Here is a 25,696-nt window from a genome sequence, read left to right on the forward strand (position 1 = left end):
CTGAAACGGAATTAGGATAAGGTTATGGACTTTAACGACTTACTCAATTTAATGATTCAACAAAAAGCCTCGGATCTTTTTGTCACGGCAGAAGTTGAACCTTCAATGAAAATTAATGGTCAAATTGTACCTGTTGCAAAGACCAAGTTGACTGGCGAGATCGTTGGACAACTAATCAATTCAATTATGAGCGATAAGCAACGTAAAGAATTTACCGAGACTCGTGAATGTAACTTTGCGATCATGAATCGCGAAAAAACAGCACGTTTTCGTGTTAGTGCGTTTCAACAACGTGATCAACCCGGTATGGTACTCCGTCGTATTGAAACCAAAATTCCAACCATGGATGAGCTTAAACTTCCTCCTGTGTTGAAAGACTTAGCCATGACCAAACGCGGCATCATTATCTTTGTTGGTGCGACGGGTACTGGTAAATCGACTTCTTTGGCTTCAATTATTGGTTATCGTAACCAAAACTCTAAAGGTCATATTATTACCATTGAAGACCCGATTGAATTTATTCACGAACATGCAGGCTGTATTATTACCCAGCGTGAAGTAGGCATTGACACGGATTCTTTCGAAATTGCCTTGAAAAACACCTTACGTCAAGCACCCGATGTCATCCTGATTGGTGAGATTCGTTCACGTGAAACCATGGACTATGCCATCGCCTTTGCAGAAACTGGACATTTGGTTTTTGCCACATTACACGCCAACAACGCTAACCAAGCCATTGATCGTATTATTCACTTCTTTGAAGCAGATCGTCATGGACAATTGTTCATGGACTTGTCGTTGAACCTAAAAGCGATGGTGGCTCAGCAGCTCATCCCAACAGTTGACGGTAACTCACGACGTGCTGCAATTGAGATTCTCATCAACTCCCCTTTAATCTCTGACTTGATCCGCAAAGGCGATATTCATGAAATTAAAGATTTAATGAAACGTTCACGTGAACTGGGCATGCAGACCTTTGACCAAGCACTCTATGATCTCTATAAAGCCAAACAAATCACCTATAAAGATGCTCTGAAACATGCCGATTCGCCAAACGATCTACGTTTACAAATCAAACTTTCAGAAGAAGGTGCGGATCGCTTAATGAATGCCAGCTCACACATTACCTTCGATGGTCAATAAATAGAGCTATACTTATCATTTTTAGAACGAGCCAATAGGCTCGTTTTTTAATTTGAGACAAACTCTTTTTTCATTTTTATAATTCATAAAGCAAAGAAAAAGCAGCCTTAAGGCTGCTTTCTCAAATCAAAATCAATAATGAATTATTGAGCTTGACCAGGTTGTACTGTAACAGTACGGCTACCAGTGATTGTCGCGAATACACGACGGTTCATAGCACGACCTTCTTTAGTTTTGTTATCAGCAATCGGTTGATCCCAAGCGAAACCTTGAGTAGACAAACGAGCTGCATCTACGTTGTATTCATTTACAAGAGCAGATTTAACAGAGTTAGCACGAGCTAAAGATAAACGTTCGTTTAGTGCACGTGGACCAGTATTATCTGTGTGACCTTCGATGCGAGCAGTAGCGTTTGGATATTCAACTAACTTCTCAGCAACTTTAGCAATTTCTGGTTTGTATTGATCTTTGATGTTTGATTTGTTCGTATCAAAGAACACACGAAGTTCCATGTTAAGATCTTCAGTCAATTGCTCAGGAACTGGTTCAACTGGAGCAACTGGCTCAACTTCTACGACTGGAGCAGCAGGTTTTAAGTGACCGCCAAGAACAACGTTAAGACCAGCTAAAGCTGTGTAGTTCCAGAACTTTTCATCAAAGTCATAAGTACCACGGGCTTCAGTACGAAGAGATAAAGCATCGTTTAAGCGCCAGAAAGCACCTAAACCAGCATTACCAATTGTGTCTTCTTTATCTTCATAAATGCCATCAAAGTCAGTTTTAGTCTGACCAGCACCTAAAAGTACGTATGGCTTGATTTTGCTGTCGTAGTTTTTAGTAAACAAATCAGAAGTAGCGTAGAAGTTACCTGCAATTGTACGTTGCTTATATTCAGCACCAGCTACAGGAGTACCATCAAGGTCACCTTTCACTTGGTTATATTCAGCTTCAAAACCTAACCATGGAGTCAATTCAACACCAAGTGCTGCACCAACGAACATGTCGTCTTGTAATTCAGCATGACTAGTTAGTTTGTCATTATTATGCTCAGAATCCTGCCAAGTATAACCAAGCATTAAAGGAGTAATGGTTACACCTGCGTTAGCAGCAGCCAAAGGTGCAGCAACGAGGATCGCTAAAGCAATACGACTCATTTTCATGGATTTATCCTCCAGAGATAAACAATTGTTGTTCAAGCTAAGCCTAAAATTTTTGCTATCCTGAGATAGGCTTTTTTAAATACCCCAGTTTTATTTTTAAGCTACTCACCTTGAATAATACAAACACTGAGTTCGTTTGTCCAAGTGTTTGATAATTTTAATCAAGTAAATTATTGACAAAATTACTTACAATTTCAGTTGTAGTTCAGTAAATTTATGGTCTCTTTATTTTTAAGAATAGCTTATTGTCACTTGCGTTTCACTATAGCATTTTCTTATTGGTAGAGAAACACATTTTTCATTATAAAATGAATAAAAAACAAGACATTAATATTCATTATTAAATTAAATAATACAGATACTTAGGTTGTTATTTATGCACCTCAACAAATATATGGCTTTTACATTAGTAGAACTTGCCATCACCGTATTGGTTTTGTCAATACTAATTACGTTAGCTTTGCCTTATTACCATCAATTTAAATCAAGCCAAGAACGTCATCTTGTTTTCAGACTAATTAGCAATAATATTCAACTAGCTAAACAACATGCTGTGATTCATCACACAAACGTCGTAATCTGTCCATCCATTGACATGCTTTCTTGCAAAGATTCAATGTGGGGGCAAGGCTTTATTGTATTTCTCGATTTAAATAAGAATAGACAAGTGGATTACAATGAATCCCTAATTGCAAAAGAACAAACCAATTTATATTACGGTACCTTGAATTGGCGAGGTACTCTTCATTTTTCAAGTCTGAGTTTCATGGCTGAACATGGTCTCCCTATAGGCTCCAATGGCAGCTTTTATTATTGCTCATCCACATCAAAAAATTTAAAAATCATTCTCAACAAAATGGGAAATTCACGCAGTGAAGATCTGTCTCGTTGTTGAAAACCGATGAGTCAACTGCAAAAACAACTTTTAAATTGCAGTTTTCAATATACTGCTGTGGATTGATAAAAATTGATTATAGAGATTCGGAGAGAGATCAATGACTGATATCGTGATTGTAAATGGTGCACGTACTGCCATGGGCGGTTTTCAAGGAAGTTTATCTGGCTTGACGGCACCAGAACTTGGCGCAACAACAATTAAAGAAGCCATTGCTCGCGCTGGTTTACAACCTAGCGATGTAGAAGAAGTCATTATGGGCTGTGTTTTGCCTGCTGGTCTTAAACAAGGCCCTGCACGTCAAGCCATGCGTCAAGCGGGTCTACCCGACTCAACAGGTGCCGTCACAATTAACAAACTCTGTGGTTCTGGCATGAAAGCAGTGATGCAAGCTGCGGATATGATTAAAGCTGGTTCCGCTGAAATCGTGGTTGCAGGGGGTATGGAGTCGATGACCAATGCACCTTATGTATTAACCAAAGCGCGTGCTGGTTACCGAATGGGTCATGGTGAAGTTAAAGATCACATGTTCCTAGACGGCTTAGAAGATGCTGAAACGGGTCGTTTAATGGGTTCATTTGCACAAGATATGGCTAATACGCGTGGCTATACACGTGAGCAAATGGATGAGTTTGCAATTCGTTCTTTACAACGTGCGCAAACTGCAGTTCAAGAAGGTTATTTTGCAGATGAAATTGTCCCTGTAACTGTTTCAACCCGTAAAGGTGATGTTGTTATCGATAAAGATGAACAACCGTTTAATGCCAATATCGATAAAATTCCGACTTTACGTCCAGCATTTGCAAAAGACGGCACGATTACAGCAGCGAATGCCAGCTCAATTTCTGATGGTGCATCAGCTTTAGTTTTAACCTCAGCTGACAATGCATCTGCAAAAGGTTTACAGCCATTGGCTAAAATTTTGGCTTATGCATCAAACTCTCAACACCCTTCTGAGTTTACGATTGCTCCTGTAGGTGCCATTGAGAAAGTCTTGAAGAAAACAGGTTGGGATGCGAAAGACGTTGATCTTTGGGAAATCAATGAAGCCTTTGCGATGGTCACCATGTGTCCAATGGATGACTTCAAACTTGATCCAGCGAAAGTCAACATCAATGGTGGTGCTTGCGCACTTGGACACCCTGTAGGTTCAACAGGCTCACGTATTATTTTGACTCTCATTCACGCACTAAAACGTACTGGCGGTAAAAAAGGTATTGCAGCTTTATGTATCGGTGGTGGTGAGGCGACTGCTGTTGCAATTGAATTGCTTTAAGTTAAAAAAGTACCGTTACTCATTGATTGAGTAAGTTAAAAATCCCCCTTTCATGGGGGATTTTTTATGCTTACATATTTTTCATTCGTCTTTTGCATGGAGGCTGATAAATTAAATCACTCAAAACAAAAAATGGAACTTATAACAATGCTACTCAACCATTATCTTAATTTTCAGGGTGAAGCCGAGGCTGCATTTAATTTTTACAAATCCGTCTTTGGTGGTGAATTTGCCATATTGAAGCGTTATGGCGAAATGCCTTCTGATGGAAACTCTAATCTCAGTGATGCCGAAAAAAATTATCTTCTGCATGTTTCGTTGCCGATTAATGAGTTTACAATTTTAATGGCGTCAGATACCACCGAACAGTTCTGTGCAGCCAACCATCCTTTTGTAAAAGGTACCAATCATTACATTTCAATTAATCTGGATAAACATGAGCAAGATGAAGCCAAACGCTTATTTGAGGCACTCTCTGTCAATGGTCAGATTGAAATGCCCTTAGAAAAAACTTTTTGGGGTGCGCTGTATGGTGCTTTTACTGATCAATTTGGAGTGAAATGGATGGTGAATTGCCAAATTGAAGAGATGTAAACTTTTATGAAATAAAGTTTTATTTTTATAAAAAAGCATCAATCTAAAAATAAAAAAGCCAGATTAAATCTGGCTTTTTTCTAACTAAAGGACTTAAGCCCCAGTTTGATAACTTGCTTGAGCAACCGCAGTTGATGCTTGGTACGGATTGGTGAAGTCACCTAAACCAGCCGCAGCTTCCTGAACATCTTTACCTTCTTTAATCACGAAAGTATCGAAACCAGAGCGCTTCATATAGTTTAAGACATCCTTAAACACATCGCCTGTGGCACGCAATTCACCTTGGAAACCTTGGCGACGTAACAATGCTGCAAATGAATAACCACGACCATCGTTAAAACCAGCGAAATCAATAAAGATCGCATCTAACTGGTCTAACGGAAATTCATTTACTTCAGGAGAAGCATCAACCGTAATCAATAACGCTTTTTTACCTGTAATGTTGGCAAGCTGATCCAACTGTTCAACAGTCAGCACCACATCACCTTGCGGTAATACAGCATCTTCACCAATCAACTGGTAGCTATTGTCTGCAACAGTGCCATCTTTAGAGAGCACTTGTAGTGCGGTATTAAGCATAAGCACGCTCCTTAAATGGTTGAATGCCAACACGGCGGTAAGTTTCAATGAACTCTTCACCTTCTTGACGTAAATCAAGATAAGTATTCAAAATTTCTTCGATGATGTCAGGCACAGCTTCAGCTGCAAATGATGGTCCTAAGATGTCACCAATTGAAGCATCATGGTCTGCATTACCACCTAAAGTAATTTGGTAGAATTCAGCGCCTTTTTTATCGACACCTAAAATACCAATATTACCCACGTGGTGATGACCACAGGCATTCATACAGCCTGAAATATTCAAGTCGATATGACCCAAATTGTAAACCGTATCTAGATCGTCAAAACGACGTGAAATCGCTTCAGAAATAGGAATCGATTTCGCATTCGCCAATGAACAGAAATCACCGCCTGGGCAGCAGATAATATCGGTAATAAAACCAATATGCGCACGCGCCAAGTCGTGTTGTTCTAGGGTTTGCCACAATTCAAACAAATCTTTTTGCGGTACATCAACCAAAGAAATGTTTTGTTCATGCGTGGTACGTAATTCACCGAACGTGTATTTGTCTGCAAGGTCGGCAATCAAATTCATTTCTTCAGTGGTCACGTCACCTGGTGCAATACCCGCACGTTTTAGTGAAATGGTGACAACACGGTAGCCAGCGACTTTATGAGCATTGGTATTAATGTTAAACCACTGTTTGAACTTCGGATGTTCAGCAAACAATGCTGTGAAGTCTTCATCCGCCAATTGTTGATAAGCAAATGGGGTAAATTCTTCATCAAGTTTCGCTAAAGTTTCAGCATCGACTTTTAATGTTTTAATAGTGTGAGCAAATTCTGCTTCCACTTTTTCAGCAAACACTGCAGGCGTTAATGCTTTTACTAAAATTTTGATACGTGCTTTATATTTGTTGTCACGGCGACCATGCAAGTTATACACACGCAGTACCGCTTCAAGATAAGCAATCAAATCTTCACGTGGCAACCATTCTTTGATGATTGAACCAATGATTGGCGTACGACCTAAACCACCACCCACTTTGATTTTATAACCAATCTCGCCTGCCTCATTTTTCACAATATACACACCGATATCGTGGAATGAGGTTGCAGCACGATCGACTTCTTCTAAAGCAGACACGGCGATTTTGAATTTACGTGGCAAGAACGCAAATTCTGGATGGAACGTTGACCATTGACGAATCAATTCGCAAGTCGGACGTGGGTCAGCAATTTCACCTGCCACAACACCCGCATATTGGTCAGTCGTCGTATTACGAATACAGTTACCTGAAGTTTGAATGGCATGCATTTGTACAGTTGCCAATTCGGCAAGCATGTTAGGCACGTTTTCAAGTGCTGGCCAGTTAAACTGAATGTTTTGACGTGTTGACACGTGTGCATAACCACGGTCATATTCTTTCGCCAATTCCGCAACCTTGCGTAACTGCATAGAGCTCATCAAACCATAAGGAACAGCAATACGTAACATTGGCGCATAGCGTTGTACGTATAAACCATTTTGGAGACGTAGCGGACGGTATTCATCTTCAGTGAGTTTACCCGCTAAATAACGTTCCGTTTGGTCACGGAATTGTGCAACACGTTCATTGATCAGTTGCTGATCAAAATCAGTATATAAATACATGGCGTACAGCTAGTAGTTTCATTATAACGACTGACAGCATAACGACATTTAAACTATCAACAAAATGCGTTTTTTACATATTTCATAGCGGTTTTATTGATAAAGATAAATATTCGTGGCATTCAGCTCAAATCCTTGCAGATTTTCTTACTTTAATTATTTTTTATTAGATAGTTATGAACAATTGATATAACGTGGTCTTGCAACAGACAATACCCGATTTTATTGGGATTCAGGCTAATTTTAAAACTCGCATGACTTTCTTCGATGAGCAAAACAAAGCAAATTCAAGAGATAAATTTTAAAATCGGCAGCGCTTGTGAACGCACATCATCATATTAATAATTTTCGATCATCAGCCAATACATGCGCTATAACGTCTTAACTTTAAAACCCTACTGTTGATCAAAAAGATCATCTCTAGAAAAAATTGAAAAGAATCTAGATGACTGAAACACGATTGAGCAAGCTCATGCCATAGGCTCAATAAAGTCGAACAAGCCAATTATCTTCAGAAAAATGCCCTTTCAGTTAAGTGATGTGCTGTACTTTCAAAAACTCACTTAATGAAAATTCATGAATCCGCCTGATTGACATGCATTGCTCCATCACTTACAGGCGAAGACACACTTTTATTTTCACCTCCCAATTCAGACAACAAAAAGCCTGACGAATCAGGCTTTTTTATTCAAGATACAGTCCGTTATTGCAAGGCATAGGCGACCAAGTAGTCCCCCATCTTGGTGCCAAAGGAGCCGTGTCCACCAGCCATAATCACGACATATTGCTTACCATTGATTTCATAGGTCATGGGTGTGGCTTGCCCCCCTGCGGGTAAACGCCCTTCCCACAACTGCTCACCATTCGTGACATTAAATGCGCGAAGATAATTATCTTGTGTACCCGCGACAAACATGACATTACCAGCGGTTGAAATAGGCCCACCCAAACCTGGCACCCCTATTTTTAAAGGCGGCAACTGGAACAATTGCGGCAGACTGTCGCGAATAGTACCAATCCGTTTTTTCCAGACCACTTGATGAGTTTTTAAATCCACCCCTGCCACATAGCCCCAAGCAGGTTGTTTACATGGCAAGCCGAGTGGCGATAAGAACGCACTGATTTCTACGCCATAAGGCACGCCATACATCGGTTGCACTCCTTGTTCAGTGCCTGCACCTTTCGCCATCTCTTGTCGGTTTGGATCGGCTGGAATTAAACGACTGACAAAAGGCAAGCCGATAGGATTCATCACAGCGACCTGTCGATCGGCATTCACTGACATGCCGCCCCATTCAAATACACCTAAATTCCCCGGAAAGACCAAAGTACCATTTTCAGAAGGCGGGGTATAAATGCCATCATAATTCAAGCGATGGAAAGATACGCGGCAAATCAACTGATCAAACATGGTCGCACCCCACATATCTTTATCTTTTAACTTTTCTTGAGGGGCAAGATTCAAAGTAGAAAATGGTTGGGTTGCTGCATAATGCTCACCTTGAGTTTGTGGTCCACGTTTCACGGCTTGAGGAACGGCACGCTCAGTAATTGGCACAATAGCTTTTCCTGTCCGTCGATCCAGCACAAAGACATTGCCTGTTTTGGTTAAGACATAAATGGCAGGAACAGTTTGACCAGTGGCATCTTGTACATCGGCCAAAGATGGTTGCGCAGGCACATCCATATCCCATAAATCATGATGTGTGGTTTGGAAATGCCACACCAGTTTGCCTGTACTGGCATTGATAGCCAGCATGGAATTGGCATAACGTTCTTTTAGTTCGCTACGATCTCCGCCCCAAATATCGGGTGTTCCCACGCCTGTTGGTACATATACGATATCCAGTTTCGCATCATAGGCCAAAGGTGCCCACGCATTCGGTGAGTTATGTACAAAAGTGGTACTTTCATTGGGCATGGCATTCGGATTTTGCGCCCCTGTATCAAAGACCCAAAGCAATTCACCCGTATTGACGTCATAGCCACGAATCACCCCTGAAGGTTCTTTAGAGGAGTAATTGTCTGTGACTGAACCCGCAATCACGATGGTCGTGCCTGAAATAATCCCTGGAGATGTGGGGTTATACCCCCCTGGATAGGCATACGGCATAAATTTTTGTAAATTCACCTCACCTTGCTCACCAAAATCACTACAGACTTTTCCTGTGTCGGCATTGACTGCCACCAAGCGTCCATCATTCACAGGAACAATCACTTTACGTGGACATTCCGCAGATACGGTTTTTCGACTTTGCAAGCTGGTGGCGAATTCGGCGGTATTATTAGCATCGTAATACATCACCCCACGACAGGTCAGATGCTGAAAGGTATGATCGGCTTTGAGTTTAGGATCATAACGCCATTTTTCTTGACCACTGGCAGGGTCTAAGGCAATCAACCATTGATGAGTGGTACACATATACAGATTGTCACCGACTTTAATTGGCGTCACCTGATTGGTGGTTTCCCCTGAATCCTGATCGGTTTTGACATCCCCCGTACGGAATGTCCACACGACCTTGAGGTCTTTGACATTTTTATCATTAATCTGTGTCAGTGGAGAATAGCGCACTCCTGCTTGAGTCCGCCCATAGGCAGGCCAGTCCTGTTCTGCAATACCATCTATTGCCTGCGCTGACTCTGGCTGTGGTTGCTTGATCACACCATTAATTTCTTGCGGATCATTAAAAATCGCATAGACCATAATGCAGATTGCAATCAGCAACGTCCCTGAAAGGGCAATTTTACTACTCTGTACTGCACTCATGTTGCGGGTCACCGCAGGAATCAACAGCCATAATCCGAGGATTCCCAAGATATCCAGTCGGGGGGCTAACGCCCAAAAGTCGGTTCCAACTTCCCATAGACTCCACAAGATGGTCGCCAGCATCAACAAACTATAGAGCCATAACGCAGAAGATTGCCTCTGTTTAAGTAAAAATGCGGATGCGAGAAGCAACAACGCTGCGATCACATAGTAGATGGAACCTCCCAGCACAATCAGCCAGACACCACCAATCAATAAGTAGGCAGCAATCACCAGCATCACAATGACGGTCAAGGTTCGCAGGGTATTCGATGGGTTACTCATTCTATTCACCTCATTCATTTTATTCTGGGTGGCATGTTCTGCAATGTCCTACATGACAGAGTGCCTATTGTTTTGGTTTCTTTTATAGTTCGCTGCAAATTGATGTTGATAAAATTCATTCAGAAAGGATGCTTGAGGCATTTAAAATGCAGTCTGGAACTTGATTCCCCCAACCCAGACATTTTCTCCGTCCTTATAGGCGCCGACATGTCGGATGTATTGCAAATTTGGGCGGATCATCAACCAATGGGTCGCCTGTAAACCGTAATACAATTCCGTGTTGTATTCTTCGTCTTGCCCCGTGTTTAAATCATCATTCAGATGAATACGCGCAAATCCCAATGCAATTTCATCTCTCGGGCGCATGTCCAGCAGACCTGTATAGATCAGACCGATATTCTGCATGTTATCCACACTATTGGTCTTGTCATCATGCATGGTCAGATTGATAAATCCCGTCACTCCACGGTGAGGATCTTGCGCATGTTGCAATAACTGTTGTTTTGCCACCATCCACATGCCTTGCTTATGCGATGTGGCATTCGGATTCTGAATTTCTACGGCATCCGCACTGCTATAGTAATAGCCCAGTCGATATTCACCAGTTTTGTCTTGCACGCCAATTTTAGGCTGCCAGACCAACTCGATTGGGACAATGACACCATCCGAGCCCGAAGTACTTAAATTAAAGCCCTGACTGCGTTTTAAGTTCTCGGGGTTATATTCATAGGCTCCTATTTGGCTAAAGAGTTCAGGGGAGATTTGATATTTCACTCTTGCCGCCCATTGACTAACGGGCCAGTTAAACCATTGATCTCCAACCCAGTTCCCTACCTGAGAACCGCATAAAGCCAAATTCTGAAAATCACAATCGAAACTATTAAAGTCCTCGCCTTCGCCAAAGCGTCCGACTTTGATATCCAATTTTTGATTTAAAAATTGCTTTTTAATCCAGAGATTGGTCAAGCGCCAAGTTTGCCCACGCCCCCAGACTTCTTGAGTTGAGCTTAAGTGCCCTTCCAGTGCATCCGAGGTTTGCGATAGCGAATGTCCATTGCGTTCCGTGACAATGATTTGCACTTCCGTATCTTCCCAGCCGAGAATCTGCCCGAGATCAAAATGGCTTCCAAGCACAAACTGATCGGCATATTCAGTGCCATGATTGGAATGAACTTTGGCATCCATTAAAGATGCCATTTCACCCGTATAGCCCAAATTAAAGCTGTACCCCTTGGCTTGCAATTCAGTTCGGGCACCGTTCCAATCCCCAAACATCCAAGGGCTGTCTAGAGCAAAGGCGGATTGCGCATGAGCCCCAGAATTCATACTCAAGCCCATCAAACAGCACATGAAGCAGTTCCTTGTGATTCGGAGCTTTTGCATACCTGCAACCTTTTATAATTATGTTATTCCTGTTCAGGTTACGCCTGTTTTTTATGGTTAAAATATGATCTTTTTGTCGTTTTTTTGTTAAAATCCTCATCATCAATGGCTGAATTTATGAGATGCAGCTTACCAACTGCCTGCACCTAAAGCCTGCCCCATAAAGTCATAACGCATGACAGAACGGGAAAATTTGATTGGACAGGCCAATTGCGCTTGGGTTTCAGTGGACTGTTCCTGTAAGGGCACTTGTACCACCCAATGTCGTTGTTGTGCCAAGTCGGAATGTAAGGCCTCATTTAACTGTAACACGGGCTCGACACAAACATCCTGTGCCGAAAACAGTTGCTGCCACGCCTCTAAAGATCGGGTTTTAATCTTTTGTTGTATTGCCTGTCTCACTGCAAGACGCTCTTCCGCATGGAGTGAAGCACCTTTCTCTAACAGCAGCGGCAGTTCCAACAAGGTTGCCAAACCTGACATAAATTGTGGTTCTAGACTGCCAATAGAAAGATAACGCCCATCTTGCGTTTCATAGTAATCGTAGAAGCTGGCACCATTCAGGATTCCTGATTCTGGCTGTGGGGTGATATTTCCTGCCAATGCAGCCGCAGCAGCCATACTGTTCAACGCCACCACACAATCGGTCATGGAGATATCAATATACTGCCCTTGCCCACTCTGGGCGCGTTCAATCACCGCGGTTAAAATGCCAATCACGGCATGTAGCGAACCGCCCGCAATATCTGCCACCTGAATACCCAAAGGGGGTGGTCCACTCTGCTGACGTCCACTGTGCCCTGCAATACCAGATAAGGCTAAATAGTTAATGTCATGCCCTGCCTTATCTTTATAGTCACCTGTTTGACCATAGCCTGTAATGGAACAATAAATCAGTCGTGGGTTAATTTCCGCTAAAGTGGCATAGTCCAATCCCAGTCGCTGCATGACCCCAGGGCGGAATTGCTCCACCACAATATCGTATTCTCGGATCTTCGCTTTAATCGCAGCAATGTTTTCAGGATCTTTTAAATCTAAGGCAACCGACTGTTTATTGCGGTTTAAATACAGATGCGCTGTCGCCTGTCCATGGGCATAGGGTGGGAAAAGACGAATCAGATCAGGTCGGGTTGGCGATTCCACATGAATCACTTCAGCCCCCATATCCGCCAAATATAAAGTGGCAAATGGGCCAGGTAACAGTGTTGAAAAATCGAGTACTTTCAATCCTTTTAAAGCATGCTGCATGTTCTTTTTACTCTTGAACTATTGTATTTTTATGTATCTTAGAAATATAAAATCAACAAAACAATGTCATGTTCAGCCATTTACCTTGATCATTTCGGCAATTTACCATGTAGAAAGGCAAATTTTATTATTGTAAATTGCCTATAAAAACTTTTTTAGCGTCATTTAGGTCATACGCAAGTGAATACAAAAGAGACTGAAGGATTTAACATGAGCCGCGATACAATTAGTATCCACTTTGTCAATGCGGCTTTGACTGGCGTAAAACGCCTCGGCATGGATGTCGAAACCTTACTTTCGCACGTCGGAATTGAAGCCGAACTGCTACGTCAGCCTAAAGCTCGAATTTCTCCAGAACAATACACACGTTTTGTGAAAATGTTATGGATGGTGACTCAGGATGAACATATTGGTTTTGATACTCAGCCGCGTCGCTTGGGTACATTTGCCATCATGTGCCAACTGATCATCCATGCAAAAACCTTGGGTGATGCACTCGAATTATCGACACAATTCTATAAATTGTTTGGCGATGAGTGGTGTGTTTCGCTTGAACGCGATAAGCACGAAGCCCGCCTTGTTCCCCTGATTCCAACCGAGATGGATCCGAATCATTTCATCACCGAAAGTATGTTGATGATTTGGCATGGCTTGGCATCTTGGTTGATTGAACGTCGCTTGCCTTTAGAACGTGTTCATTTTGGCTACCCGCGTCCTGCTCATGCCGATGAATATGATGCCCTGTTTTTCGCACCCGTGATGCAGTTCGACATGCCACGTACCGAAATCACCTTTGCGGCAGATTATTTAGATTTACCAATTCGCCAAAACGAAGAAACGCTAGAAGAATTCTTAAAAGCAGCACCAGCACAGCTCTTGGTTAAATTCAAAAATACCAACTCGCTCACTTCTCGTATCCGTGAAGTGTTAAAGAGTCAAATTGGTGAAGAAATGCCAACGCTGAATGATGTTGCTTCGATGCTGTATCTTTCACCGCAAACTTTACGTCGTCGTCTGGCTGCGGAAGGCAAAAGCTATCAAGGTGTAAAAGATGCCTTGCGTCGTGATGCTGCGATTCACTTACTCCTCAATCCAAATCTCACTTTGGAAGATGTGGCACAGCAAGTTGGTTTTAGTGAAACCAGTACTTTCCACCGCGCCTTCAAAAAATGGACAGGTGTGACCCCAGGTTTATACCGTCAATTACACGGTTACCTATAATCGTGTAATTTGGGATAGACAGCTTTAATATAAAGCTGTCTATCCTGGCTTGTTCTCGCTTATTACAGTCAATATTTTCCCCTAGATCCCTCAAAGACATTACGCCACTATACCTCATGATACGCTCTTAATTTTTTGTAAAAACTCTGCGGCTTGTTTCGGTGAAGCTAAACGAATGAGTTGGAGATGCTGATATTGAGGGTCATGCATCATCTTTAAATATTTCTGGCGGTTTTTCGCATGATGGTTGATCATCCATAAAATAATGGAGTCTTTGGACAAAAAACTTCGTCGAAACGTTTCATGATTATTTGAACTTTTCCACAAGGGTTTTTGGCTCATTGCTCGGCTGATCGCACGTTTAATAGAACGATAAAAATTTAAACGAAATGAATAATCCAACCAAATGATCGTATCTAACTTTGCTAGTTTTAAAGGCAACGTCCGCGAATAATTTCCATCTAGCACCCATCCCTCATCCGCAGCATTCATCTGACTTTGTAATTTTAAGAAAAACTGATCATCTGGCGTTTCTTGCCAATTATCGAGCCAAAATAAATCATCCATTTCAATATGAGATAAATCTAATTTCTGTGCTAACTGTCGGGAAAATGTGGTTTTACCTGAAGCAGTTGTTCCAACAATATTAATAAATTTCATTTATGTAGATTATTTTTTATGGCTACGTAGTTTACTAATCAAGCCCTACCTTGATCAAGTTAATAGGCACACACCCCAATTGACCAAAACTATCAAGTTCACTCAACCACTCTTGTCATTGCGCTTCCTCAATTAATCATTACACTCGAAAAGCAGAAAATCATGAAAATACACAAGGAATCAGAATATGAGCGAGGCTTACATCATTGATGCGATACGCACGCCACGCGGAAAAGGGAAAAAAGATGGCTCACTCTATGAAGTGAAACCAATCAGCTTGGTCGTTGGCTTATTAAAAGAATTACAACAGCGCCATCAACTGGATACCGCCAAAGTTGACGATATTGTACTGGGATGCGTGACCCCCATTGGTGATCAAGGTGCAGACATTGCAAAAACCGCTGCCATTGCGGTAGGTTGGCATGATGATGTGGCAGGTGTACAAATTAACCGTTTCTGTGCCTCAGGTTTAGAGGCCGTCAATTTAGCCGCGCAAAAAGTCCGTTCAGGTTGGGAAGATGTCGTGGTTGCAGGCGGTGTCGAGTCCATGTCACGCGTACCGATGGGTTCAGATGGCGGTGCCTGGGCACTCGATCCTGAAACCAACCTAAATTCGGCTTTTGTGCCACAAGGGATTGGTGCCGATTTAATTGCCACTTTAGATGGCTATAGCCGTGCCGATGTGGATGCTTTTGCCGTCGCTTCACAACAAAAAGCCGCTGCTGCACAAACCAAAGGTTATTTTGATCAATCCGTTGTCCCTGTCAAAGATCATTCAGGGGTGATGATTTTAGAAAAAGATGAATTTATTAAAGCGCATACCACGACTGAAGGCTTAGCTAAACTCAACCCAAGCTTTGAAATGATGGGACAAATGGGCTTCGATGCGGTGGCCTTACAAAAGTATCCTGAAGCGCAAAAAATTCAGCATGTACATCATGCAGGCAATTCCTCAGGCATTGTCGATGGCGCTGCTGTGGTGTTACTCGCCTCTGAAAAAGCCGTGAAAGAACAAGGTTTAAAACCACGCGCCAAAGTGCTTGCAACGGCACTGGTGGGTACCGATCCAACCATCATGCTCACGGGTCCTGCGCCTGCTGCACGTAAAGCCTTAGCCAAAGCGGGCTTATCGATTGATGATATTGACCTGTTTGAAGTGAATGAAGCCTTTGCTGCGGTGGTGATGCGCTTTATGAAGGAGCTAAATGTGCCTGCCGAGAAAGTCAATGTGAATGGTGGTGCGATTGCGATGGGACATCCGCTGGGTGCAACAGGTGCCATGATCTTGGGAACGCTATTGGATGAACTGGAACGTCAAGGCAAAAAACGTGGTTTAGCCACTTTATGTGTCGGTGGTGGGATGGGCATCGCCACCATTATTGAGTTGGTCTAAGGAAGGAAAATACAAATGAGCGCGATTAAATACGAAAAAAACGCAGAGAATATCGTCATTCTTACCCTCGACTCATCAGGTCAATCTGCCAATACCATGAATGCAGAATTCCGTGATTCCCTGGGTGCAGTCAATCAAAAGCTGCAAGCGGAAACGGATTTGAGCGGCATTATTTTCCGTTCTGCCAAAAAGACTTTCTTTGCAGGCGGTGACTTGGATGAACTGATTCAAGTCCAGCCCGAACATGCTACTGATTTTTTTAATATGGTGGAAAAACTGAAAGGCAACCTGCGCAGTATTGAAACCCTTGGTGTGCCCTTAGTCGCGGCTTTAAATGGCACAGCACTCGGTGGCGGCTGGGAAATTGCCCTCGGCTGTCATTATCGCATTGCCATCAATGACCCTAAAACTCAATTTGGTTTACCTGAAGTGACCTTAGGCTTATTACCTGGTGGCGGTGGCATCGTCCGTATGGTCCGTTTGCTCGGTTTGCAAAACGCCTTGCCCTTCTTGATGGAAGGCAAACAATTTGGTGTTGAAAAAGCCAAAGCGCTCGGCTTGGTGCAGGATACCGCAGAGAATGAACAAGAGTTGCTAGAAAAAGCCTTAGCTTGGATTAAAGCGAATCCAAAAAGTCAGCAACCCTTTGACGTTAAAGGCTACAAGATTCCAGGGGGCGATCCGAAAAGTCCTGTCGTGGCGCAAATGCTTGCCATTGCCCCAGCCATGCTGCGAGACAAAACCAAAGGCTGCTACCCTGCTCCTGAAGCAATTCTGGCAGCAGCAGTTGAAGGTGCTCAGGTCGATGTCGATACGGCATTAAGGATTGAATCACGCTACTTCACGCAACTGACCGTTGGTCAGATTTCTAAGAATATGATTGGGACTTTTTGGCATGGCTTAAATGCAATCAAATCTGGTGCGAGCCGTCCTGCCCATGTTGCCAAGTGGCAAGCCAGCAAAGTTGGGGTGCTCGGTGCGGGTATGATGGGTGCAGGCATTGCTTATGCCACCGCCAACAAAGGCATTGCTGTCATCTTAAAAGATGTCTCTATCGAAAATGCAGAAAAAGGCAAAGCCTATACGCAAAAGCTATTGGATAAACGCGTTGCCCAAGGTCGATTAAGCGCAGCAAAGCGTGATCAGATTTTGTCATTGATTACTGCAACGGCGGATGCAGCAGATTTACACGGTTGTGACCTGATCATTGAAGCCGTATTTGAAAATCAGGAACTTAAAGCCCAAGTGACTCAGGAAGCTGAACTGTATCTGGCAGATGGAGGAATTTTTGCCTCTAACACCTCAACTTTACCGATTACTGGTTTAGCGCAAGCCAGCAAAAATGATCAGGCCTTTATCGGTCTACATTTCTTTAGCCCTGTCGATAAAATGCAGTTGGTTGAAATTATCAAAGGTAAAAACACTGCTGCCGAAACACTCGCCAAAGCCTATGACTTTGTGCAACAAATTGGGAAAACACCAATTGTAGTAAATGACCGTCGTGGCTTCTTTACCAGTCGCGTGTTTGGTACCTTTATTCAGGAAGGCATGCGTTTACTGGCTGAAGGTGTGCACCCTGCCAAAATTGAAATGGCAGCCCTTAAAGCAGGTATGCCCGTCGGTCCACTGGCGATTCAAGATGAAGTCTCCTTAACTTTGAGTGAACATGTCGCGAATGAAGCACATAAAGCCCTACAAGCCGAAAGTAAAACCCTAGCGCAAACGCCTGTAGATGAGGTGTTACACTGCATGATTCACGAGCTAAACCGTAAAGGTAAAGCTGCGGGTGCAGGTTTCTATGACTATCCTGAACAGGGCAAAAAACACTTATGGCAAGGACTCGAACGCTGGGCTAAAGCAAATCAGATCTCTGAACAAGACATGATTGACCGTTTCCTGTTTGTACAAGCGCTAGATACCTTGCGCTGTTATGAAGAAGGTGTTTTAGAATCCGTAATTGATGCTAATGTCGGCTCGATTTTCGGAATTGGTTATGCCCCTTGGACAGGCGGTGCCATTCAATTCCTGAATCAATATGGACTAGACGCTGCACTGCAACGCGCAGAACAATTGGCTGAGCGTTTTGGCGAGCGCTTTAATCCACCACAACTTTTAAGAGAAAAGGTGCAACGCAACGAGCGCATTCAATAATTTTCTATCAAGACATGCTGATTTGGGTGGCACCTCCTTCCAAATCAGCGATATGCCATCAGCTAAAATAAGAACAATTAAGCTTTTTATAAAATTTGGTCTGCATCTATCACATTTTATGTTATAAAGTTACATAAATTTTAGAAGTTTCTTTTTATCCATTGGGTTATTTGTTATGTCAGACAATACTTCTCCTGAAAAATCCCCATGGGGTTGGAAGGCCCTGATTATTGCCACAATTCTGAGTATTATTTTTCTAGTGGTGTTCTATTTAGCCATGCAGAACGAACCTGACTATATGCCAGGTAAACAACGTGAAGCACGTGCAGCCCAAGCCAGCAGTGCACCAGCAGAACACACAATGGACATGAGTGCTGCATCCGATGCTCAACACATGAATATGAGTGCCGAAGAGCATGCCGCGATGAATGAGTCCTCAGCCTCAACCGCGCATCACGGACACTAATCAAAAAAAGCCATCTTGTTTAAGATGGCTTTTTTATTTGCTCTCGCTAGATTCGATCAAGCAGACTCAACCAAACTCATCTGCATCTCAATATGTGGAATACCACACTCTAAGTAAGCTTCCCCACGAACTTCAAAACCTAAATTTTGGTAAAAGGCAATCGCATGTACCTGAGACGACAGTTGCAGTAAAGGACGATGTTGTTGCAGGGCTTGCTGAATCATATCGAGCATCAACAGTTTGCCAATGCCTTGTCCACGATGTGTAGCCAAAACGGCTACACGACCTATATTATGACTTGGCAATAAGCGTGCGGTCGCTATCGGGTGTTCATCTGCATAGACCACAAAGTGCTGCGAGACGTGATCCTGCTCATCCCACTCATCCGCCTCAGCTATGCCTTGTTCCTGAATAAAGACCTGCTCGCGAATCAGTATTGCATCACTCTGCAATTCAGCCCAAGTCCCGGTACGAATCTGTAATGTCATGTCGATTTCCTTTTGCATCTTGCAGATACGATTAGCACTTGGCCCCAATATCGCGCTGATCCCATTGATCATTTAACAGCAATTCCAAGGAATGCTTGTGAATACCATACATATTTTTTAAAGCCTCAATTTGTGCCAATACTGCTGGATCTGGTGCAACAAAATCGGCACGTTTGGTGGCTAAAATCATTTTATTTTTGCTGGTATGTTCCAAAGACACAAATTCGAACACCTTGGTTTCATAGCCATAGGCTTTTAACAGTAAGGCACGGATGGTATCGGTCAACATTTCCGCCTGCTGCCCTGCGTGAATACCAAAATGTAGCATCGGTTTCAGCACCTCGGGGCTTTTCAATTGTGGACGTAATTCTTTATGACAACATGGCGCACACATGATCATCTGCGCATTTAAGCGAATACCCGTATGAATGGCAAAATCGGTTGCCACATCGCAGGCATGCAAGGCAATCATCACATCTAAACGTTCGGGTTGATAGGTTCTCACATCGCCTTGGAAAAAGTCGAGTTGGCTAAAGCCAGAAGCCGCAGCCACCTGTTGACAGAACTGCACCATCTTTTCATTCAGTTCCACGCCCGTGACAAACGGGACTTGCTGATGTTTCGCCAAATAATCGTACAACGCGAAGGTTAAATAGCCTTTGCCAGAACCAAAATCAACCACACGCAAGGCCTGATCTTGATTGGGAAGTTGAGTCAAAGCACCCGAAAAAATTTCCACAAATTTATTAATCTGTTTCCATTTCCGCGCCATGCTCGGAATGATCTGCACCTGCGCATCGGTAATACCTAAATGCTGTAAGAACACACTTTCCTGTTCTACAAAGCGATGCTTGCTACGATCATGCGCTTGGGTTGCACGTGTTTCAGCTTTGCTCGAAGTGGTTTTCTGGGTGATTGTCAGTAAGTCTTTTTTCTTATTGCGTTTCAGTTGTAGGTCTTGAGTCGAAGCAAATAAATTGCCTTGTTTACAACTCGCCAAATGCTCCGCAATGATTGGCATCGCCTCAGAGATTGGATAGTTTTTAGTAACATCTTGGGTTTTATGTCGATATAAAACATTCAAAACGGGTTGCTGTTGCAACTCAATCATCCGAAATGTCATTTTTTCTAACTGCTGCATTTCCCCCTTATATTGGCTCAGGATTAAACGCTCAAAACTATGTGTTTCAAGGGCTTGCTGCACAGCATCAAGAAACTGTTGTTCCTGAGCAGAAGGAGAAGTCGAGTCAGACATACTATAAACCTAATCAAATTTGCGACTAAATTTTAAAGCGTCTTACACGAAAAGCAAAATTGAATTACTATACAGTTGTATTTTTAATAAAAAGCAGCCCCTATGACCGCGCCCCATGTGCAAGATTACCATCCGACTGAAGAACAGTTTAATGTCTGGAGCCATGCGCTCGGGGCAGGTCTTGCCTGTATCGCCACCATCCTGCTGGTAATTAAAGGCTCATATTTAAGTACGGGACAATGGATCGGGCTTTGGGTCTATGGTTTCAGTATGATTCTATTGTTTACAGGCTCTACCCTGTATCACATGGCGCAAACTTATGAAAAACGCTTTTGGCTAAAAAAACTGGATCACACCGCCATTTATTATCTGATTGCAGGCACCTATACCCCATTTCTGTCTATCGCCATCCCAACCGAAAAAGCCCATAAGCTGTTAATTGCCCTTTGGGTGATTGCACTACTTGGAACACTATTCAAATTAATTTTCATTCATCGCTTTCAGAAAGTTTCCCTGATTGCCTATTTGGTCATGGGCTGGCTTGCGGTGTTATTAGTCAATGATATGCAACGTTATTTATCTTCCGATGCGCTCTTTTGGCTGGTGTTTGGTGGACTGGCATATACTGTCGGAGCATTGTTTTATGCCTTAAAACGGGTAAGATATACCCATGCGATCTGGCATGTATTTGTACTGATAGGCGCTGGATCACACTTCCTAGCGATCAATCTGTACGTGATTTAATCGGCTTCTCTCGCGTTTTAGTGACCCTAAAAGAGTAGATGTGAGTTCGATTTTCCGTTGTTTTTTTAAGAAATTACGCCTTTTTTAAAAAGATTACGCTTTTAAAACTAAGTTCTTTTAATTTTAGTAAGTGTAAGGTTATCCATGGCGTCATCAACTACAGCTACATTAGAAGTAGCAACCAATTCAAAATTACGTGTACTGACCGCAAGTCTGGTGGGTACCACCATCGAATTCTTCGATTTTTATATTTATGCGACTGCTGCGGTGATTATTTTCCCGCATCTGTTCTTCCCTGCAAGTACAGACCCAATGGCAGCCACCATTCAGTCACTGGCGACCTTTGCCATTGCCTTTATTGCACGTCCAATTGGTGCCGCTCTGTTTGGTCATTTAGGTGACCGGATTGGACGTAAAGCCACCTTGGTTGCCGCCCTGCTCACCATGGGGATTTCCACGGTCTGTATCGGCTTATTACCCACCTATGCCCAAATCGGCATTGTCGCTCCCTTGCTTTTAGCCCTTTGCCGTTTGGGGCAAGGTCTAGGTTTAGGCGGCGAATGGTCAGGTGCGGTGTTATTGGCAACTGAAAATGCCCCTGAAGGCAAACGTGCTTGGTATGGCATGTTCCCACAGTTGGGCGCACCAATCGGCTTTATCTTGGCGACTGGTTCATTCTTGACCCTCGGTGCATTTATGTCTGAACAGGACTTTATGCAATGGGGCTGGCGTATTCCGTTTATTGCCAGTGCTGTTTTGGTAATTGTTGGTCTTTGGATTCGTCTAAAACTGCACGAAACCCCAGCTTTCCAGAAAGTACTGGATAAGCAAAAAGAAGTGAATGTGCCATTTAAAGAAGTCATGACCAAGCATTTACCAATGCTGATCCTCGGTACCATCGCGGCAATCTGTACCTTTGTGGTGTTCTACCTGACCACCGTATTTGCACTGAACTGGGGAACGACTCAACTCGGTTATTCACGTGCTGAATTTCTAAAATTACAGTTAGTTGCAACGCTATGCTTTGCGGCTTTTATTCCGCTTTCAGCAGTTTTGGCAGAAAAATTTGGTCGTAAAACTACGTCTATTGCTGTGTGCGTACTTTCTGCCTTATTTGGTTTAGTGTTCTCAAGCATGCTGGAATCAGGCAATACCTTTGTGGTGTTCTTATTCCTGTGCACAGGCTTAGCCATTATGGGACTGACTTATGGTCCAATCGGAACCGTATTGTCTGAGATTTTCCCGACTTCTGTACGTTATACAGGCTCTGCCTTGACCTTTAACTTGGCGGGTATTTTTGGTGCTTCATTTGCACCTTTAATTGCCACTAAACTAGCAACCACTTACGGTTTGTATGCGGTTGGCTACTATCTGACTGCGGCTTCCATCTTGTCACTGTTGGCGTTCCTTGCCATCCGCGAAACTAAAAATGATGATGTAAATAATCAGGTTTAATTCCTGTCACACCCGACAATAACAACACACAACGGAAAGCCCTCCAGCATTACATCGCTTGAGGGCTTTTTTTAGAACTTTATTTTGAAGTAAATAGCGCTTAAACCAACTCAATAATATCAATGGTCGGTGGGACGCGAAAACGGAACGGAACTCCCACCATCCCTGTACCGACCGTCACAAACACATCAGCATGTTCATGGTTATACAGTCCTTTCTTATGCCCCAAAATTGACACTTTCTTCATCACATAATCGGTCAGCCACGGCAGCTCGACCTGTCCACCATGCGTATGTCCAGACAACATGAGTGGGCGATTTGGTAGTTTTGGCACCATATCCACCGTATCAGGGTTATGCGACAGAATCACCCAAGGTTTGTCTTGTGGTAAATCAGGCAGATAGCGCATATCGGCTTTTCCTGCCCACAAATCCCCCACACCGATGAGACGAAATTCTTCAAACTCGACAATCTGCCCTTCAATATCGATCACTTCATTGACAGACAACGCATGACTCAATAACGCCTGAATCGGAGGTCCGGGATATTGCTCATCATGATTGCCATATACCGAATACACAGGCGCCTGAATATTTTTTAACGGTGCCAGTTCATCCGCCAAAGTATCTTCGGGTTCGTAAGTCCAATCTCCTGCCACCACCACCAAATCAGGCTGCTGCTGATTAATTTTCTCGACAATAATTTTTAACTGTCGTTCATGTCCTGAAAATAAACCAATATGTAAATCGGCAACCAAGGCAATTCTCACGGGTTTATGAATACGCGTGCCCGCATCTAACTGATACTGTGTCGTTTTAACCAGTACACAATGCGGTTCAACAAAGCGCGCATACAACAGCAACAAGCTCAGCAAGAATACAAAACCCGCTTCATGCAGGGAATAATAGCCGCTCCAGCCTGCATATAAACTGAAGAATGCCAGAGGCCATAACAAATAAGACAAATAAAAGGCAAGTAAATGAACAAACGCTTTGAAGGGATGGATGGTTTCCGTGTGCGACTGGCTATGCCAAGCCTGTGCAATCGCCCACAGTGCAATCAGCACGAAACTTGCATAAAAAATGTAAATCATCGAGTCATTCGTCAAAATCATTACTCGCTCTACCAGTTACTAATTATCTATTTATATTTATCTTTTCATAGCTGACTATTATACTCAAACCAAATCTAGCGATTATAGTGCAATGAGTATAATGGGCCCGAGCAATCACGTTGTGCAACGTCAGTTAACTGTAATGAATAAGAAGACCTCATCTAAAGCTGCCATTTTGCTGTGTAGCAGTTTACTCTTAGGCTTGCCTGCATGCTCGACTCTTCCCCAATATACGCCACAACCCGTCGTCAATTCATTTGATATTGACACTTCTCATACATCTTTAGCCAAAATCATTGAACCCTTACGAGATCAAAATCCAGACTTAACTGGCTTTCATGTATTGAATGATCCTCTAGAGGCACTGGCAGCCCGTATTCACCTGATTGAACGTGCCGAAAAAACTCTGGATTTACAATACTATATCTGGGATAACGACAAAATTGGCGCGATTGCCTTACATGCGATTATTCAAGCTGCCGATCGCGGAGTGAAAGTCCGCATGCTGATTGATGACAATAATGCCAGCAAGATGGAAGGCGTGTATTTGGCGCTGGCACAACACCGTAATATTGATGTCAAACTGTATAATCCTTACGGTTTCCGCGATTTTCGTGCCATGGACATTCTGCTGGACTTAAAACGCGTCAATCGTCGTATGCACAATAAAAGCTTTATTGCGGACAATCAGATTGCCCTGATTGGCGGACGCAATATGAGTAACCAATACTATAACGTCAGTGATCATTATCAGTTTTCTGATGTCGATGTGATGCTGGTCGGTACCGCTGCAGACCAGATTTCATCTTCGTTCAATGAATACTGGAACGACGCTTATGCTTACCCCGTGAACCAAATTGTTGATCCGAAAAAATACACCTTACGCTACGATGGCTTAAAACAGCAGGTCAATGAACACTATGCCGATGTTGCGGTGCAAAATTACCTCGATTTGGCCAATCGCTCTCAGGCGTTTGAAGAGTGGCTCAATCACAGCATTCAATTTGACTGGGTCAAAGCAGAGGTGGTCAAGGACTCTCCAAACAAGACCCGAGATCAAGCCAAACCTGAAGATTATCTCAATCATCAATTGATCTCCCGCCTAGAAGCACCAAATGACAGCCTAGATATTGTTTCGGCCTATTTTGTGCCTGAAAAGAAAGGTGCCGATGTCCTTGAAAAAATCTCGCAAAAAGGCGTACAGGTTCGTGTCTTGACCAACTCTTTTATTGCCAATGATGTGGCGTTGGTGCATGCCTTCTATGGTAAATATCGCCAAGATCTCTTAGAAAATGGCGTGCAAGTCTATGAGTTTCTTGCCGCACCCGAACAGGAAAACTGGTATCGCAATACAGAAGAACTGTCACAAAAAGCCAAAATCAGTTTAAGAGGTCTGAGTCATTCCAGCTTGCATGCCAAAATGATGGCGATTGATGAAAACCAAGTCTTTATTGGCTCGTTTAACTTCGATCCGCGCTCTGCTTATCTGAACACCGAAATTGGAGTGATTTTAAATAGTCCGCCATTGGCAAAAGCCGTGCATGAAACCATGGACAAAAATCTGTCCAAATACGCGTATAAACTGGTTTTAGATGCCAACAATAAAATTAACTGGCAGCTCACGCATCCAAATGGTGAGGTCAAAACCTTCACCAAAGAACCAAAAATGAAATGGTGGCACAAAGCAGGCGTCAAATTTATTTCATGGTTACCTGTAGAAGGCTTTATGTAACCCTGCTAA

Annotated in this window: 21 protein-coding genes; 11 read left to right on the forward strand and 10 right to left on the reverse strand. The window is 43.1% G+C overall.

Going from position 1 to position 25,696, the window contains the following annotated elements:
- Nucleotides 1-24 precede the first annotated feature (24 nt).
- On the forward strand, nucleotides 25-1,143 hold the full coding sequence (locus tag ACWQ4X_RS12810) for a PilT/PilU family type 4a pilus ATPase (protein ID WP_100242153.1): 1,119 nt from the start codon (nucleotides 25-27) through the stop codon (nucleotides 1,141-1,143).
- Between the two features lie 143 nt (nucleotides 1,144-1,286).
- On the opposite strand, the gene omp38 is transcribed toward ACWQ4X_RS12810, so the two are convergent.
- Nucleotides 1,287-2,303, reverse strand: coding sequence for an outer membrane protein Omp38 (gene omp38, locus ACWQ4X_RS12815; RefSeq protein ID WP_457903902.1), 1,017 nt, complete (start codon nucleotides 2,301-2,303; stop codon nucleotides 1,287-1,289).
- Between the two features lie 376 nt (nucleotides 2,304-2,679).
- On the opposite strand from omp38, the gene ACWQ4X_RS12820 reads away from it, so the two are divergent.
- The 3 genes from ACWQ4X_RS12820 to ACWQ4X_RS12830 all read left to right on the forward strand — a co-directional run bounded on the left by ACWQ4X_RS12820 (nucleotide 2,680) and on the right by ACWQ4X_RS12830 (nucleotide 5,068).
- A complete protein-coding gene (locus tag ACWQ4X_RS12820) occupies nucleotides 2,680-3,198 on the forward strand; it encodes a GspH/FimT family pseudopilin (protein ID WP_457903903.1) in 519 nt (172 codons plus the stop codon).
- Between the two features lie 100 nt (nucleotides 3,199-3,298).
- Nucleotides 3,299-4,474: a thiolase family protein gene (locus ACWQ4X_RS12825; RefSeq protein WP_457903904.1), complete on the forward strand. Its 1,176-nt coding sequence runs from the start codon at nucleotides 3,299-3,301 to the stop codon at nucleotides 4,472-4,474.
- Between the two features lie 147 nt (nucleotides 4,475-4,621).
- Nucleotides 4,622-5,068 carry a VOC family protein gene (locus ACWQ4X_RS12830; protein WP_457903929.1) on the forward strand — a complete coding sequence of 149 codons (447 nt, stop codon included), beginning with the start codon at nucleotides 4,622-4,624 and terminating at the stop codon, nucleotides 5,066-5,068.
- Between the two features lie 93 nt (nucleotides 5,069-5,161).
- On the opposite strand, the gene ACWQ4X_RS12835 is transcribed toward ACWQ4X_RS12830, so the two are convergent.
- The 5 genes from ACWQ4X_RS12835 to ACWQ4X_RS12855 form a co-directional block, all read right to left on the reverse strand.
- Nucleotides 5,162-5,647 carry a DUF934 domain-containing protein gene (locus ACWQ4X_RS12835; RefSeq protein WP_457903905.1) on the reverse strand — a complete coding sequence of 162 codons (486 nt, stop codon included), beginning with the start codon at nucleotides 5,645-5,647 and terminating at the stop codon, nucleotides 5,162-5,164.
- A complete protein-coding gene (locus ACWQ4X_RS12840; RefSeq protein ID WP_457903906.1) occupies nucleotides 5,640-7,283 on the reverse strand; it encodes a nitrite/sulfite reductase in 1,644 nt (547 codons plus the stop codon). Before ACWQ4X_RS12840 ends, ACWQ4X_RS12835 begins: the two co-directional genes overlap by 8 nt.
- Nucleotides 7,284-7,986: 703 nt before the next feature.
- Nucleotides 7,987-10,377 (reverse strand): glucose/quinate/shikimate family membrane-bound PQQ-dependent dehydrogenase, encoded by a 2,391-nt coding sequence (locus ACWQ4X_RS12845; protein ID WP_457903907.1) that lies wholly within the window; start codon nucleotides 10,375-10,377, stop codon nucleotides 7,987-7,989.
- A gap of 141 nt (nucleotides 10,378-10,518) precedes the next feature.
- On the reverse strand, nucleotides 10,519-11,727 hold the full coding sequence (locus ACWQ4X_RS12850; RefSeq protein ID WP_457903930.1) for a carbohydrate porin: 1,209 nt from the start codon (nucleotides 11,725-11,727) through the stop codon (nucleotides 10,519-10,521).
- Between the two features lie 162 nt (nucleotides 11,728-11,889).
- Nucleotides 11,890-13,008, reverse strand: a complete 1,119-nt coding sequence (locus ACWQ4X_RS12855) for a CaiB/BaiF CoA transferase family protein (protein WP_457903908.1) — start codon at nucleotides 13,006-13,008, stop codon at nucleotides 11,890-11,892.
- A gap of 210 nt (nucleotides 13,009-13,218) precedes the next feature.
- Between ACWQ4X_RS12855 and ACWQ4X_RS12860 the strand changes: the two genes are divergently transcribed.
- Nucleotides 13,219-14,229 (forward strand): AraC family transcriptional regulator, encoded by a 1,011-nt coding sequence (locus ACWQ4X_RS12860; RefSeq protein ID WP_016165386.1) that lies wholly within the window; start codon nucleotides 13,219-13,221, stop codon nucleotides 14,227-14,229.
- Between the two features lie 114 nt (nucleotides 14,230-14,343).
- On the opposite strand, the gene ACWQ4X_RS12865 is transcribed toward ACWQ4X_RS12860, so the two are convergent.
- Entirely contained in the window at nucleotides 14,344-14,889 is a 546-nt protein-coding gene (locus tag ACWQ4X_RS12865; protein WP_457903909.1) for an adenylate kinase, read from the reverse strand.
- Between the two features lie 187 nt (nucleotides 14,890-15,076).
- Here ACWQ4X_RS12865 and ACWQ4X_RS12870 point away from each other — a divergent pair, with 187 nt between their 5' ends.
- The 3 genes from ACWQ4X_RS12870 to ACWQ4X_RS12880 all read left to right on the forward strand — a co-directional run bounded on the left by ACWQ4X_RS12870 (nucleotide 15,077) and on the right by ACWQ4X_RS12880 (nucleotide 18,899).
- Nucleotides 15,077-16,282 (forward strand): acetyl-CoA C-acetyltransferase, encoded by a 1,206-nt coding sequence (locus ACWQ4X_RS12870; RefSeq protein WP_457903910.1) that lies wholly within the window; start codon nucleotides 15,077-15,079, stop codon nucleotides 16,280-16,282.
- Between the two features lie 15 nt (nucleotides 16,283-16,297).
- The gene (locus tag ACWQ4X_RS12875; protein ID WP_457903911.1) at nucleotides 16,298-18,433 is read left to right on the forward strand and encodes a 3-hydroxyacyl-CoA dehydrogenase NAD-binding domain-containing protein; all 2,136 of its coding nucleotides are present in this window, start codon (nucleotides 16,298-16,300) and stop codon (nucleotides 18,431-18,433) included.
- A 175-nt stretch (nucleotides 18,434-18,608) separates the two neighbouring features.
- Entirely contained in the window at nucleotides 18,609-18,899 is a 291-nt protein-coding gene (locus ACWQ4X_RS12880) for a hypothetical protein (RefSeq protein ID WP_457903912.1), read from the forward strand.
- A gap of 56 nt (nucleotides 18,900-18,955) precedes the next feature.
- On the opposite strand, the gene ACWQ4X_RS12885 is transcribed toward ACWQ4X_RS12880, so the two are convergent.
- Entirely contained in the window at nucleotides 18,956-19,387 is a 432-nt protein-coding gene (locus tag ACWQ4X_RS12885; RefSeq protein ID WP_457903913.1) for a GNAT family N-acetyltransferase, read from the reverse strand.
- 31 nt (nucleotides 19,388-19,418) lie between these two features.
- Nucleotides 19,419-20,642, reverse strand: coding sequence for a class I SAM-dependent methyltransferase (locus ACWQ4X_RS12890; RefSeq protein WP_457903914.1), 1,224 nt, complete (start codon nucleotides 20,640-20,642; stop codon nucleotides 19,419-19,421).
- A gap of 102 nt (nucleotides 20,643-20,744) precedes the next feature.
- Between ACWQ4X_RS12890 and trhA the strand changes: the two genes are divergently transcribed.
- Complete coding sequence (gene trhA, locus ACWQ4X_RS12895; RefSeq protein WP_457903915.1) at nucleotides 20,745-21,386, forward strand: PAQR family membrane homeostasis protein TrhA; 642 nt, start codon at nucleotides 20,745-20,747, stop codon at nucleotides 21,384-21,386.
- Between the two features lie 144 nt (nucleotides 21,387-21,530).
- Nucleotides 21,531-22,841 carry an MFS transporter gene (locus ACWQ4X_RS12900; RefSeq protein ID WP_457903916.1) on the forward strand — a complete coding sequence of 437 codons (1,311 nt, stop codon included), beginning with the start codon at nucleotides 21,531-21,533 and terminating at the stop codon, nucleotides 22,839-22,841.
- 100 nt (nucleotides 22,842-22,941) lie between these two features.
- Here the strand turns inward: ACWQ4X_RS12900 and ACWQ4X_RS12905 are convergent, their stop codons facing one another.
- Entirely contained in the window at nucleotides 22,942-23,955 is a 1,014-nt protein-coding gene (locus ACWQ4X_RS12905) for a metallophosphoesterase (RefSeq protein ID WP_457903917.1), read from the reverse strand.
- 100 nt (nucleotides 23,956-24,055) lie between these two features.
- Between ACWQ4X_RS12905 and ACWQ4X_RS12910 the strand changes: the two genes are divergently transcribed.
- Nucleotides 24,056-25,687, forward strand: coding sequence for a phospholipase D-like domain-containing protein (locus ACWQ4X_RS12910; RefSeq protein WP_457903931.1), 1,632 nt, complete (start codon nucleotides 24,056-24,058; stop codon nucleotides 25,685-25,687).
- Nucleotides 25,688-25,696 lie beyond the last annotated feature (9 nt).

Source organism: Acinetobacter sp. NigerLNRRAM0016, assembly GCF_054112845.1.

Bases quoted from the DNA above. Each gene is read 5' to 3' on its own strand.
- ACWQ4X_RS12810 (WP_100242153.1), top strand. From the start codon at position 25: ATGGACTTTAACGACTTACTCAATTTAATGATTCAACAAAAAGCCTCG.
- omp38 (WP_457903902.1), bottom strand. From the start codon at position 2,303: ATGAAAATGAGTCGTATTGCTTTAGCGATCCTCGTTGCTGCACCTTTG.
- ACWQ4X_RS12820 (WP_457903903.1), top strand. From the start codon at position 2,680: ATGCACCTCAACAAATATATGGCTTTTACATTAGTAGAACTTGCCATC.
- ACWQ4X_RS12825 (WP_457903904.1), top strand. From the start codon at position 3,299: ATGACTGATATCGTGATTGTAAATGGTGCACGTACTGCCATGGGCGGT.
- ACWQ4X_RS12830 (WP_457903929.1), top strand. From the start codon at position 4,622: ATGCTACTCAACCATTATCTTAATTTTCAGGGTGAAGCCGAGGCTGCA.
- ACWQ4X_RS12835 (WP_457903905.1), bottom strand. From the start codon at position 5,647: ATGCTTAATACCGCACTACAAGTGCTCTCTAAAGATGGCACTGTTGCA.
- ACWQ4X_RS12840 (WP_457903906.1), bottom strand. From the start codon at position 7,283: ATGTATTTATATACTGATTTTGATCAGCAACTGATCAATGAACGTGTT.
- ACWQ4X_RS12845 (WP_457903907.1), bottom strand. From the start codon at position 10,377: ATGAGTAACCCATCGAATACCCTGCGAACCTTGACCGTCATTGTGATG.
- ACWQ4X_RS12850 (WP_457903930.1), bottom strand. From the start codon at position 11,727: ATGTGCTGTTTGATGGGCTTGAGTATGAATTCTGGGGCTCATGCGCAA.
- ACWQ4X_RS12855 (WP_457903908.1), bottom strand. From the start codon at position 13,008: ATGCAGCATGCTTTAAAAGGATTGAAAGTACTCGATTTTTCAACACTG.
- ACWQ4X_RS12860 (WP_016165386.1), top strand. From the start codon at position 13,219: ATGAGCCGCGATACAATTAGTATCCACTTTGTCAATGCGGCTTTGACT.
- ACWQ4X_RS12865 (WP_457903909.1), bottom strand. From the start codon at position 14,889: ATGAAATTTATTAATATTGTTGGAACAACTGCTTCAGGTAAAACCACA.
- ACWQ4X_RS12870 (WP_457903910.1), top strand. From the start codon at position 15,077: ATGAGCGAGGCTTACATCATTGATGCGATACGCACGCCACGCGGAAAA.
- ACWQ4X_RS12875 (WP_457903911.1), top strand. From the start codon at position 16,298: ATGAGCGCGATTAAATACGAAAAAAACGCAGAGAATATCGTCATTCTT.
- ACWQ4X_RS12880 (WP_457903912.1), top strand. From the start codon at position 18,609: ATGTCAGACAATACTTCTCCTGAAAAATCCCCATGGGGTTGGAAGGCC.
- ACWQ4X_RS12885 (WP_457903913.1), bottom strand. From the start codon at position 19,387: ATGACATTACAGATTCGTACCGGGACTTGGGCTGAATTGCAGAGTGAT.
- ACWQ4X_RS12890 (WP_457903914.1), bottom strand. From the start codon at position 20,642: ATGTCTGACTCGACTTCTCCTTCTGCTCAGGAACAACAGTTTCTTGAT.
- trhA (WP_457903915.1), top strand. From the start codon at position 20,745: ATGACCGCGCCCCATGTGCAAGATTACCATCCGACTGAAGAACAGTTT.
- ACWQ4X_RS12900 (WP_457903916.1), top strand. From the start codon at position 21,531: ATGGCGTCATCAACTACAGCTACATTAGAAGTAGCAACCAATTCAAAA.
- ACWQ4X_RS12905 (WP_457903917.1), bottom strand. From the start codon at position 23,955: ATGATTTTGACGAATGACTCGATGATTTACATTTTTTATGCAAGTTTC.
- ACWQ4X_RS12910 (WP_457903931.1), top strand. From the start codon at position 24,056: ATGGGCCCGAGCAATCACGTTGTGCAACGTCAGTTAACTGTAATGAAT.